11 protein-coding genes are annotated in these 11,516 nt (G+C 68.9%); 1 reads left to right on the top strand and 10 read right to left on the bottom strand.

All coding sequences use genetic code 11. The annotated features are described in order from the left end of the window. Positions 1-98: 98 nt before the first annotated feature. The 9 genes from C5B99_RS03370 to C5B99_RS19170 form a co-directional block, all read right to left on the bottom strand. Positions 99-1,016, bottom strand: a complete 918-nt coding sequence (locus C5B99_RS03370) for an endonuclease domain-containing protein (RefSeq protein WP_181064926.1) — start codon at positions 1,014-1,016, stop codon at positions 99-101. A gap of 219 nt (positions 1,017-1,235) precedes the next feature. Continuing rightward, a complete protein-coding gene (gene lysS / locus C5B99_RS03365; RefSeq protein ID WP_104240383.1) occupies positions 1,236-2,735 on the bottom strand; it encodes a lysine--tRNA ligase in 1,500 nt (499 codons plus the stop codon). A 130-nt stretch (positions 2,736-2,865) separates the two neighbouring features. Beyond that, positions 2,866-3,561, bottom strand: coding sequence for a low molecular weight phosphatase family protein (locus C5B99_RS03360; RefSeq protein ID WP_104240382.1), 696 nt, complete (start codon positions 3,559-3,561; stop codon positions 2,866-2,868). 114 nt (positions 3,562-3,675) lie between these two features. After that, on the bottom strand, positions 3,676-4,530 hold the full coding sequence (panC, locus tag C5B99_RS03355; protein WP_104240381.1) for a pantoate--beta-alanine ligase: 855 nt from the start codon (positions 4,528-4,530) through the stop codon (positions 3,676-3,678). Between the two features lie 28 nt (positions 4,531-4,558). Continuing rightward, the gene (locus C5B99_RS03350; RefSeq protein ID WP_104240380.1) at positions 4,559-5,296 is read right to left on the bottom strand and encodes a DUF2520 domain-containing protein; all 738 of its coding nucleotides are present in this window, start codon (positions 5,294-5,296) and stop codon (positions 4,559-4,561) included. Further along, complete coding sequence (locus C5B99_RS03345) at positions 5,293-7,788, bottom strand: PH domain-containing protein (RefSeq protein WP_104240379.1); 2,496 nt, start codon at positions 7,786-7,788, stop codon at positions 5,293-5,295. Before C5B99_RS03345 ends, C5B99_RS03350 begins: the two co-directional genes overlap by 4 nt. After that, complete coding sequence (locus C5B99_RS03340; protein WP_104240378.1) at positions 7,788-8,273, bottom strand: PH domain-containing protein; 486 nt, start codon at positions 8,271-8,273, stop codon at positions 7,788-7,790. The genes C5B99_RS03345 and C5B99_RS03340 overlap by 1 nt, the downstream gene beginning before the upstream one ends. 102 nt (positions 8,274-8,375) lie before the next feature. Continuing rightward, positions 8,376-8,954 (bottom strand): YdcF family protein, encoded by a 579-nt coding sequence (locus tag C5B99_RS03335; protein ID WP_146081926.1) that lies wholly within the window; start codon positions 8,952-8,954, stop codon positions 8,376-8,378. A gap of 79 nt (positions 8,955-9,033) precedes the next feature. After that, positions 9,034-9,180, bottom strand: a complete 147-nt coding sequence (locus C5B99_RS19170) for a hypothetical protein (RefSeq protein WP_181057739.1) — start codon at positions 9,178-9,180, stop codon at positions 9,034-9,036. Positions 9,181-9,436: 256 nt separating this feature from the next. On the opposite strand from C5B99_RS19170, the gene C5B99_RS03330 reads away from it, so the two are divergent. Continuing rightward, a complete protein-coding gene (locus C5B99_RS03330; RefSeq protein ID WP_104240376.1) occupies positions 9,437-10,126 on the top strand; it encodes a hypothetical protein in 690 nt (229 codons plus the stop codon). Between the two features lie 172 nt (positions 10,127-10,298). On the opposite strand, the gene C5B99_RS03325 is transcribed toward C5B99_RS03330, so the two are convergent. Then, positions 10,299-11,423, bottom strand: coding sequence for a glycosyltransferase family 4 protein (locus tag C5B99_RS03325; RefSeq protein ID WP_104240375.1), 1,125 nt, complete (start codon positions 11,421-11,423; stop codon positions 10,299-10,301). Positions 11,424-11,516: the final 93 nt, after the last annotated feature.

Here is an 11,516-nt window from a genome sequence, read left to right as displayed (position 1 = left end):
CGCCCCTCGCCCCCGCCGCTCGCCCCCATCGCGCAGAGCTGACTTGTGGTCGTCAACCTCGCGCGAGAACGACCACAAGTCAGCCCTGGGCGAAGGCCTCAGCGTGAACGCATCGCCGCGCGGAGTCGGGCGAAGACGCGCGTCGGGTCCTGGATGTCGCGTCGGGTGATCTGGATGACGGTCCAGCCGAGGCTCTCGAGCTCACGTCGTCGCTCGATGTCCTCCACCGCCTTCGCCACGGTGAAATGGTGTTCTCCGTCGTATTCGAGCGCGATCTTCAGCGAGGGGTAGGCGAGGTCGATCCGCGCCACGAACCGCCGCCCGTCGAAGACGCGGTGCTGCAGCACGGGTTCCGGGAAGCGGGCCGAGATGAGGGCGTGGCGAAGCCGGGATTCTCCGGGCGACTCGACCTGCGGTCTGGCGAGTTCGACGGCAGCACGGAGCTGGGCGACTCCAGCACGCTTCGCCCAGGCGTCTGCGACTGCACGGAGCTCGTCCAGCGTGGCCAGCGAGCCGCCGTGGCGCCGTCCGGGGTAGTTGTCTGCGCGTGTGAGAAGTGCATCCGCCTGCACGAGGGTTTCGCGCGGGCTGACCTGAGCGGCGAGCTGCGCCCAGGCGACGCAGGGCGACAGCAAGCGGACACCCTCGAACTCGCGGTCGCTGAACAGGTGCGGAGCCAGCCGGATGCCCGTGACCGCGACTCCCGTTGGGACGTGCCGTGGACTCCGCACAGCGACGAATGTGTGTCTGCGCGATTCGATCGCAAGCGGGAGCGGGATTCCCCAGACCCGGCAGGCGGAGACGCTGGCCAGCGCGACGTCCCGCGGTGAGGCTCTCGCGTAGGCGAGGTCGGCGTCTCGCGGTGACGTGATCTCGCGGGTGGTTCTGATGCCGCGGTGCGGGCCGGTCGTCGTCGACGCTCTGACCTGACCCCGCGTGATCCCGTTCTCGAGAGCATCGGAGTAGCGGAACGTCGTGTCGGCGAACTCGGGTGGGAGCGGCGTCTTGGGTCGCATGCAGGAACGGTAGATGGATGCGCGCGGCTGCGCCCCGCGCATCTCCCCGCCTGTGGAGACGGCACTCTCGACACCCGACGTGCCTGCAAACCGCCCCGCCCACGCCCGCCCTCGCGCCGCCCACGCTCCAAAGATGACTTGTGGTCGTCAAACTCGAGGTTTGACGACCACAAGTCATCTTTGGGAAGACTGGGGGCGGGGAGCTACCTCACGCGGGCCCTACTTGACGAGGGGGAACAGCACCGTCTCGCGGATGCCGAGGCCGGTGATGGCCATGAGCAGGCGGTCGATGCCCATGCCCATGCCGCCGGAAGGAGGCATGGCGTGCTCCAGCGCAGCGAGGAAGTCCTCGTCGACGCGCATCGCCTCGGCGTCTCCCCGCGCCCCGAGCGCCGCCTGCTCGACGAAGCGGGCGCGCTGCTCGACGGGATCGATGAGCTCCGAGTACCCGGTCGCGAGCTCGAAGCCGCGAACGTAGAGGTCCCACTTCTCGACGACCCCGGGGATCGAGCGGTGGGATGCGGTGAGCGGCGACGTCTCGACGGGGAAGTCCATGACGAACGTCGGGCGCGTGAGACCCTCCTTCACGAAGTGCTCCCACAGCTCTTCGACGAGCTTGCCGTGCGTGGGGTGGTCGACCTCGACCTCGACCTTCGCCGCGAGCGCCTCGAGCTCGGCGAGCGACGTCGACGGCGTGATCTCGACCCCTGCCGCCTCCGACAGCGACGGGTACATGGACACTCGGTCCCAGTCACCGCCGAGATCGAACTCGGTGCCATCCACCCAGGTCACGACGTGCGAGCCCGCGACGGCCTGGGCCGCGTTCTGCACCAGCTCCTGGGTGAGGTCGGCGATCGAGGTGTAGTCGCCATAGGCCTGGTAGGCCTCGAGCATCGCGAACTCGGGGCTGTGGGTCGAGTCGGCGCCTTCGTTGCGGAAGTTGCGGTTGATCTCGAAGACCCGGTCGAGGCCGCCGACGACGGCGCGTTTCAGGTACAGCTCGGGCGCGATGCGCAGGAACAGCTCGGTGTCGAACGCGTTGGAGTGCGTCACGAACGGGCGGGCCGCGGCGCCGCCGTGCATGGTCTGCAGCATGGGCGTCTCGACTTCGAGGAACTCGTGGTTCGCGAAGGTCTGGCGCAGCGAGGCGTTGGTCTTGGCACGAGCGACCACCACCTCCCGGGCGACGGGTCGCTGGATGAGATCGAGGTAGCGCTGGCGGACGCGCGTCTCGTCGCTCAGTTCGGCGTGGAGGTTCGGGAGCGGCCGGACGGCCTTGGACGCCATCCGCCATTCGTTGGCCATGATGCTGAGCTCGCCGCGGCGAGACGAGATGATCTCACCGGCAGCGAAGACGTGGTCGCCGAGGTCGACGTATTCCTTCCACAGGTCGAGCTGCTCCTGGCCGACGACGGCGAGCGACAGCATGATCTGGATGCGCGACCCATCCCCCGCCTGGAGGCTCGCGAAGCAGAGCTTGCCGGTGTTGCGGAGGTGCACGATGCGCCCCGCGACGCCAGCGCGCTCGCCGGTCGACGCGCCGTCTTCCAGCTCGGTGTGGGCTGCCCGCACTTCCGCGATGGTGTGCGTGATGGGGAGCGTCAGGGGGTAGGGCGCGATGCCCGACTCCAGCATCCGCGCGCGCTTTTCGAGACGCACCTGCTTCTGCTCGGAGGCTTCGGCCTCGGAGAGTGCGTCTTGGATGGGCGCGTCGGCCATTCGGGCTCCTTGCGTTTCGTGCGGCTGAGTGTGGATGCGTGTCCCGGGCGCGACGAATGGCGCTCGGAAACGCACTCCCCCAGTTTGGTGCACTTCGCGCCGTCGCGCGAACCGGCGAGCCTCGAGGAGGCTACGCGGTGCGGGCCTTCGCCCAGTCGACGACGCCCTCGAGGTAGGCGATGATCGTCTCGGCCGCTGGCACGAGCTCGCGGCCCGAGCGCTGGTAGGTCTCGTCCGAGCGGCGGAACGGGTCGACCACGTCGTAGTCGGCGGCGTTCTCGAGCGGAGCGACGAGGCCGCGCAGCGGGGCGGCGGCGGCAACGGCCGCGGCGAGCGCGGCGGTGACGATGTCCTGCTCTGAGGCGCCAGCGCCGGCGCCGTCTGTGGCGCCTTCGAGCGCTTCGCGGCGCGAGCGACGCGAGCCGTGGCTCGCGCCCGGCGCCTCGTAGGACTCCTCGAGGTCTTCCGCGGTTACCTGGCTCGCGATGTGCGCGAACTCGCGCAGCGTGAACGTGCGCCGCACGACGGAAGGGGCGAGCTCGACGATGCGCTGGCGGTGGTCGCGGGAGAGCGCCAGCACGAGGCCTGCTCCCCGGGCGATGTCTTCCGTGAGCTGCCTCGAGATGTGCGCTTCCGCATCCGTTACCCCGTACTGGGCTGCGAGCGCGAGGGCCTGCTGCGGCATCCCGCTGCCGACGAGGGCACCTGTCCCCGCGCTCTCGACGGTGACGCCGGGCAGATCCCGGAGTCCGTCTCGAAGCAGCTGCTCGGCGAGTGGCGAACGGCAGATGTTGCCCGTGCAGACCGTCAGGATGCGAAAGCTCATGCGTGTGTTCCCCCAGGGGTCGTGGAACGTTCAGCGTAGCAACGAGACGAGCGGGAAGCGGCACTCGTGCTGTTCGCGCGCGTCCGGCTGAAGCCGGAGCCGCCCGCGAGCGCCTTAGCGGTACTCGCCGACGTAGGCCGGCATGTTGTCGATGAGGCGTGTGGTGCCGACGCGGGCGGCGACGAGCACGAGCGCCGTCCCGCGGTACGCCTCATTGACGAGCACGAACGTCTCGGGATCGACGATGGAGACGTAGTCCATCTTCACGAGCTTCTCATCCATGAGGGCGCCCTGGGCCTGCGAGATCATCTCGCGGATGCCGCGGTCGCCGTTGGCGGCGGCGGCCGAGAGCGCGCGCACGAGGCTGAGGGCCGCGCTGCGCTCGTCGTCGGAGAGGTAGACGTTGCGGCTGGAGCGCGCGAGGCCGTCTTCTTCCCGGATGATCGGCGCGCCGACCACGTCGATATCGAGGTCGAGGTCGCGGACGAGGCTCCGCACGAGGAAGAGCTGCTGTGCATCCTTCTCGCCGAAGACCGCCACGTTCGGGCGGATGATGTTGAAGAGCTTCGTGACGACCGTGAGGACACCGTCGAAGTGCGCGAGCCGGTGTGCCGCCTCGAGGATGCCCGCGGCGGGTCCGCCGACGAGGCGCGTCTGCTTGATGCCGTTGGGGTACATGTCGCTGACCGCGGGCGCGAACACGTAGTCGACGCCGGCCGCGTCGAGCTTCGCGAGGTCGTCCTCGAAGGTGCGAGGGTAGCGCTCGAAGTCCTCGCCGGGCGCGAACTGCATCGGGTTCACGAAGACGGACACCACGGTCTTCGAGGCGCTTCGCTTGGCGATGTCGACAAGCGAAAGATGGCCTTCGTGGAGAGCACCCATCGTGGGCACCAGGGCGATCGTGTCGGTTTTCCCGACTTCCCGGAGCACTGCTTTGGCTTCGGCGATCGTGGTCAGAACGTGTGGCAAGAGCCCTCCTCGGAACCTGCGGCTGCCGCTACGAGCGCGGGTCCGCCTCAGGAAGCGTACCGTCGAGCGGGTCGAGGCGTTGCGGGGTGGCGTCGGCGAGGGCGTTGTCTGCGGCCGAGCGCACGAGGCTTGAGAGCATGAAGCCGGGGTTCTCGACACCGATTCCGGTGAGCAGCTCCGTGGCCTGCTTGACGATGGAGCGAGTGAACTCCGTCGCAGTGTGGAGTGCTTCCGCGTAGGTTGGGCGGTCCTGCTCGGCGATGACGACCGGCTCCGCGCCGATCTCGACGACGAGGGCCTGCGCGATGGGCAGCACCGGCCGCGGCGCGGTCACTGCGCACCAGGCTTCCTTGAGGCGGTGCAGGTCGAGGCTCGTTCCGGTGATCTCGATCGCGGGATGCACGGCGAGCGGGATCACGCCTCGGTCGAGCGCCGTGCCGAGCACGGCAGTCCCGCGCCCGGCGACGGTGTGCAGGACCAGCTGACCCGCGACCCACGCTTTGGTCTCGGAGAGCTCGAGGACACGTGCTTCGAGCTCGTCCTCGTCGAAGGCGAGGATCACGAGCTCACTGCGCTCGATGGCCTGCCGCTGGGTGAGGTTGGGGGCCCCGGGCAGCATGGCGGATGCGCGCTCGGTCGCTTCGACGGACTCGGTGGCGACGCCGACCAGCGCGTGCCCGGCTCCGGCGAGTGCCGTTGCGACGATGAGGCCTGTGGGCGAGTCCCCCACGAGTCCTATGCCGAGCCGTCCCTCCCGTGTGCTCATGCGTTGCCCTCCGGAGCCTGTCTGCTGTCGTGGCCCGGCTGCTGGTCTGGCGCGGTGCCGTTCTCCCGCTGCTCCCGCAGCTGACGTCGGGTCAGTGGCTGCGCCTGGTCGGCGGCACCCGCAGACTCTTGGGCCTGGTCGCTCGCGATCTGCGGCGCCGCCGTGGGGGCAGCCTCGCGCTCGACTGGCGGGCGGTGCGTCGGCGCGGGGGCGATCGTGGCCGGCGACTGGATGGGAGTCGGGGTCGTGTCGATCGCGGACTCCACCGACGCAGGCGGCGCGGCGACGGGTTCCCAGGAGACGGGGGCCCAGGCGCCGTTCGCCGGCGGCCCTGGGACGGGACCGATGGACGTGGGCGAGGGCGCCGGAGCCAGAGCCGGAGACGGAGACGCTGAAGGACCGGGGGTGGTCGCAGGCGGGCCTGCGCTCTCGGGAGGAGCAGAAGGGCCGACGCCAGCTGAGGGCATGGATCCTGCTGAGCTGGCTGAGCCGAACTGCGCAGGGATCCTCGAGAGATCCGGCGCGGGCGTGGCCCGCTGGGCGGCGACCGGTTCCGCGACGGGCGGTGCGGAGGTGCCGTCCACGCCGCTCTGAGCGAGAGCCTGCTGATATTCGCGTTCGGCCTGCAGCACGGCGATCGTCTGACTGTCGACGGCGATCCCGCGGCTTTCCGCGTCGGCAACGCGCATGCGCGCGGTTGCGATGGCGCTGAGCGTGGCGGCTTCGCGCCAGCGGTGGGACGTGTCGAGGCTCGCGGCGCGAATGGCGACGGCGGAGACGTCGTCGAAGAGTCGGACGCCGATGTCGCCGTCGACCATGCCGATGCGGGTCGTGACGCCCATGCCGAGCACGGTGTGGGCGTGGAGGTTGACGACGTTCGCGAAGTAGCCCACTGGGCCGCGGTCGAGTCCGATGGACTGCATCCGCTCAGCGGGCACGATGGTGAGCTTGCGTGACCAGGCGCCGAAGCGCAGGTAGAGGGCGCGGCTGTCGAGGCGGAAGCCGTGTCGCCGCCACGAGAAGGGCCGCATCCACGCCGCGCGCTTGGGGGCCGTGACGAAGTAGTCGTCGTCGCCCTTGCTGTACATGCCGAGCTCGATGAGACGGCGCACCTCATCGTTGACGAGCATCGGGAGGAGGAGCGCGAGCACACGCTCGGTCTCAGCTCGCGTGCCGACAGGGAGCACGAGGTTGCGGGTGAGCGCTGCCTGGTTCTGCGAGCCGTCGGAGGAGACCTGCTCGGTGCCTGCGCGGGTGATGCGGACCATCCACCAGTCGAAGGGGCGCCAGAAGAGGGGCTGGGAGACCTGGACGGCGTGGATCCGGCCGGGCGGGACCGTGTCGTTGCTCGTGGTGAGGAGCCCTCGCCCGACGCGCACGCCGTCGGGCGTCGCGGCGATGCTGTAGTTGAGGGATGGCAGGATCTGACCGGCCGTGATGGCGAAGAACACCGCGCCGAGGGGCAGGATCGAGAAGAGCAGCCACCAGAACTCGAAGGTGAAGGTGATGATGAGCCCCGCGATGAGCGTGAGGATGACGACGACGAGCCACGGGTTGACGAGGTTGGCGACGACGAGGCGCCACGGCGGGAGGCGCACCACCGACTGCGGCGCCGCCTCTCCGGGGGCGAGCTCGGGGCTCGTGAGCTCCTCGACTCGCTGCGCGAAGAACTCGGAGGCTCTCGTGCGCAGCTGCTCGGCGGTCGGCGGGCGCTGGGCCGCTCCCTGGTCCACTGCCCCGGCGGGGCCGGCACCGCGCGACTGGCCTGCGCTCGTCGGCATGTGCATGCCGCCGTTGGCACCTGCGAAACCGGGCTGAGCGGGGCCCTCGAACGACTGGCCGTGGGCTGCGCGCTCGTTGCGCTTCGCCCCCGATGCGCGTTGCAGGATGCCGGCGCGAATGCCGTCGGCGTCGCGGGTGCGGACATAGACGAGCTGGATGTTCGCGTTCTCGCCGGCGACGCCGATCTCGATCTTGGACGCCCCGACGATTCTCGCGACGAGCGGGCGCTGAATGTTGATGTCCTGCACTCGATCGAGTCGCGCCTGACGGCTCTTCCGGAACAGCACGCCGCTCTGCAGCTCGATCGTGGTGTCGCTGACTCGGAACTGCGCAAAGCGCCACGAGAGGTAGCTGAAGAGTCCCAGGAGGATGATGACGAGGAGCGTCCCGAGCGCGGCCCAGAGCAGCCAGGTCTGGTTCTCGAAGACCATTCTCGTGGGGTCGTACTCGGCGCCGCTGTACTCGTCGAGCTGCGGGAAGATGAAGCTCGTGATCGTCTGCCAGGACTGGTTGATGAGGAAGGCGCCGATCGCGATGACGAACACGCCGACTTTGAGGAGCGGTGTGAGCGGGTGGAGTCGATGCCACTCACCGTCGATCAGGTCGGAGCCCTGGCCGAGCGCCGGCCCCGGAGGCTGCGCCTGTGGCGCCCCAGACGGCGGGCCCCCGAACTGGGCGCCGGGTGACTGAGGCGGGAGTTGGGCACTCATCAGAGCCCTGCTCGACGAGTCTCGGCGAGTGCGACGAGGTCGTCCCGGAGCTTCTCGGCGTCGCGCCAATCGAGGCCGGGAATGGTCACGTTGGTGATCGCGGCGGCGGTGACGACCTTGAGCGAGGAGAGCCCGAAGATGCGGGTGACCGGACCGCGTTGGATGTCGACCAGCTGCAGACGGCCGTACGGGATCGCGACCATGCGGCTCCAGAAGAGACCACGGCGGAAGACGAGGTCGTCCTGGCGCAGCTGGTAGCCGATGGCGCGCACGCGTCGCCATTCGAAGGGGATGGAGATGAGGATCAGCAGGAGGATGGCACCAGGGGCCAATGCGATCCAGTTCGAAACGTCCGGGATCACGAGGAGAGCGATGACTCCCGCGAGCGCCACAAGCGCCCAGAAGAACGCCCCGAGGAGTTCAGACCAGATGTACTTCGCGGAAACCCTGCGCCATTGCACGGTGGTGTGGTCAAGCGCGGTCATGCTGCCCCCTCGTTGCGACGTGTCGTCATGCGCCTACCGTATCGAGAACGACCGACATGTCGGGTCGCCCTGCCTGGCATCGGCCGAACTGCACTGTCCGCGTCAGCAGGTCGGTGCGACCAGCGCCTTGATGAATGCCCCGGATTGGTACAGGTACTGCCAGGCCCAGTTGGAGTCGCCGATGCCGACGCCGTCGTCCGTGGCGAGCACTCCCCCGCCAAGGCAGTCGGTGAAGATCATGCGGGCGCGGGAGATATGGGTGACGCTCGTGACGATCATGACCGACTCCCATCCTTCCGCGGCGGCCAACCGCTTGACCATGAGCGCTTCCCCTGCCGTGGTGAAGGGTTCTGGGATGAGGCACCGCGTGACGGGCGCGGTGGACGCGTGGTCCGCCCCGACCTCGCACGCAGGGATGTTGATGGCGGAGTCGATGCCGTAGTCGTCGACGGCGATGACGACCGTGTCGCTGTAGCCGTCGGCGGCCAGCTGCTGGGCGGCCTGGATGCGTGCCTCACGCGGCGGACCGAGCACGATGATGGCGTCGACCTCTCGGGGTTCGTCCGTGGAGGGGAAGACGAAGAGGGGAAGTCCGGCTGCGATGACGACGACGAGCAGAGCAAGCGCCACGCCTGCGATGGACGCCACCCGTCTCGCCATCCCCGTTCTGCTTCCGCTCACCAGCACAGGCTACGTGAGCGACGGGACCCGCCTCCGCCGCGCGCCGCGTCTCACTGCCGCGCGCGGTCCGAGCACACCCTCACCCCGGCACCTCGTGGGTGGACGCGGCCTGAGCTGGCGCCGCCACGGCGATGGCGATGATCGGAGTGGCCCAGGCGACAGCGCCCAGTAGGCTGCGCCGTTCAGCGCCCCGCTCCGACTCTGCAGCTGATTCGTGTGTGGACATCGTCGTTCCCCCTTGCTCTCGTGCGCGGGGCGTTTCCCGCGCACCAGGTCGGCCGGCGACTGACCCCCGTCGAGTTCCGACCTCCCGAATCCCCGACCCTACCCGGATTGGCTCGGTCCAGGTATGGGCAGAACTCCCCTGTGGATGCTTCTAGCAGGTCGCCCGTCCGAACGTCGCCGCCGGGCAGGTGCGGTCACGCGGGAACCGGGGGCAGGGCACCGGCTCCGTCGATCGCGCAGGGCAATAGCATTGGCCCATGAATGTCCCGGCGGAGCCGCCTCCAAGACGCTTCCTCGGCGCTGTCGAGCGGCGGCTTCCTGCCACGCTCGTCGAGCATCCGTTGCGCTGGAGCTGGGCGTGGTTCGTGGTCCTGGCGTCCGCGACGATCCTGGGCTGGGTCGCCGACTGGCCGATGCCCGTGTGGGCGGCGGTGGTCGTCGTGGGATCGCTGCCCTCGCTGACGGCGACGGTCGCTCTCCTCCTCCGCACTCCTCGCAGCCACCTCGACGAGCACGACTCGGTCTTCGGTCATTTCTTCGTCCGATTCGTGACGCTCGTGGTGGGGTTCGCGGCGTGGACGATCTCGGTGGTCATGAGCGCGAGCCTCTCGACGCTGCTGCAGCTCATGGCGGAGAACCGCGAGGACGAGATCACCTACTCGGGCATCCAGCTCTTCGCAGGCCTCATGCTCCCGGTCGTGCTGGCGATCTGGCTCGTCTTCCTGCTTCGCTGCGCCTGGTTCCTCGCCAAGCTCCGCGGATGGCGGGAGCACCCATCCCCTGAGCGCTCGCGTGTGCCAAGCACGTTCCTCGCCGAGTTCCCGAGGATGCGCCACGTGGTCGTCGGGTTTGCGCACCCCGGTGCGCTGCTCGCATCCGCTGGGCTCTCGTCGGCTGCAGTCCTCACGGAGGAGACGCTGCGCCTGACCTTCACGATGCTCTTCTAGACCTCTCGGGCCGTGCGCGCGGCCCAGGCGACAAGGGCACCACCGAGGAGCAGGACAAGAGCGGCCCCTGAACCCAACCCGCCCAAGACGCGGTCGACGATCGGAGCGAGCCGCTCAGGGCCTCGCCGAGCCCTGGCCGGGCATCGTCCTGACAGATAGCCAGTCAAAGCGACTACGCCGCATTCCGCCCCGCTCCCGGGGAACGGCGACGGGCCCCCGGCGAGTTCTCCACCCGATCGCGCTCGAGCTGCTCGGCGATCGACTTCCACATCTGGTCGAAGGTGTACCGGTCCTCGACGGCAGCTCGCGCCCTGCGGCCCACCTCGAGCAGCTCGGCTGGCCGGGCCAGAACCCTCTCGATCACCGCGGCAACCCCCTGCGGGTCATGGAGGGGCATACCGAAGTTGCTCACGCCCTCGTCGATGTACTCGCGCATCGCCTCCGTCTCGGTCACGACGCAGGCTTTGCCAGACGACATGGCCTCGAGCAGCACGCTCTGGCCAGTGGGGTAGGCGAGGTCATGGGTCGGGGTGACGACGAGCTGGGCCGCGAGGAGATTCTGCCGGTGGGTCTGCCCGTCGGTGGGGCCGCTCGTCGAGACGTTCTTCGGCAGGTCCATCTGCTGGAATCGGTGGAGGTGCGAGACGAGGTGGAAGTCGACGTGTGGGAGGAGCCGTGCGGCCTCGACGAGGGTCTCGAAGTCGCGGCCAGCATCGAGGCCTCCGCTGAAGACCTGGAATCGCTGCTCGACCGAGGAGTCCGGCACGTACTTCGTGTGCTCGACCCCGAAGTTGATGGGAGCGACTTTCCCACCGGCGCCGATCTGAGCGAAGAGCTCGACTTGGTTCCGTGAGAAGACGAAGATGCGATCCACACCCGCCACCGTTCGCGCGATCTCCTCGCGCCGCGCAGCCGAGCCGGTCTTCAGCTCCTCCCCCCACCAGCAGGAGACGGCGGCGAGTCGCGTCTTGGCATACGCGGTCAGGCCCCGGCGCTTGAGCGCGGCCGGAAGCACAGACTTGTCTTCGAGGATCGCCAGGACAGCATCCGCCCGCCGCGCCGATGCCAGCCCCCGGATAGCGAGGTCGGCGGGGACACCCGTTCGGTGCTCGACGACGTCCTTGACCTTTCGGTGCACCCGAGAGCTCGGCATGCGAACCGTGACCAGGTTGGCGTACTGGCCGAGCAGCTCCGCGCAGTAGGGCCCTCGCAGCTGATCGCCGGGCGAAGTCCCCGAACGGATCGAGGGCAGCCCGTCGTGGTCGAAGAGGCCCAGGATGGTGATGTTGTTGTTCACAACCTCAGCCTAGAGACACCGCGGCCATTTTCTCCCATCTTGTATGCTCGGGCGCATCTTGTTGCACACCAGGCGCTAGCCTGAGTGCGCAAA

The organism is Pseudoclavibacter sp. Z016 (assembly GCF_002931215.1).
Classification (GTDB): domain Bacteria; phylum Actinomycetota; class Actinomycetes; order Actinomycetales; family Microbacteriaceae; genus Pseudoclavibacter.
This window is presented reverse-complemented; position numbering and strand designations above follow the sequence as displayed.

Bases quoted from the DNA above. Each gene is read 5' to 3' on its own strand.
- C5B99_RS03345 (WP_104240379.1), bottom strand. From the start codon at position 7,788: ATGAGTGCCCAACTCCCGCCTCAGTCACCCGGCGCCCAGTTCGGGGGC.
- C5B99_RS03330 (WP_104240376.1), top strand. From the start codon at position 9,437: ATGAATGTCCCGGCGGAGCCGCCTCCAAGACGCTTCCTCGGCGCTGTC.
- C5B99_RS19170 (WP_181057739.1), bottom strand. From the start codon at position 9,180: ATGTCCACACACGAATCAGCTGCAGAGTCGGAGCGGGGCGCTGAACGG.
- C5B99_RS03350 (WP_104240380.1), bottom strand. From the start codon at position 5,296: ATGAGCACACGGGAGGGACGGCTCGGCATAGGACTCGTGGGGGACTCG.
- lysS (WP_104240383.1), bottom strand. From the start codon at position 2,735: ATGGCCGACGCGCCCATCCAAGACGCACTCTCCGAGGCCGAAGCCTCC.
- C5B99_RS03360 (WP_104240382.1), bottom strand. From the start codon at position 3,561: ATGAGCTTTCGCATCCTGACGGTCTGCACGGGCAACATCTGCCGTTCG.
- C5B99_RS03370 (WP_181064926.1), bottom strand. From the start codon at position 1,016: ATGCGACCCAAGACGCCGCTCCCACCCGAGTTCGCCGACACGACGTTC.
- C5B99_RS03340 (WP_104240378.1), bottom strand. From the start codon at position 8,273: ATGACCGCGCTTGACCACACCACCGTGCAATGGCGCAGGGTTTCCGCG.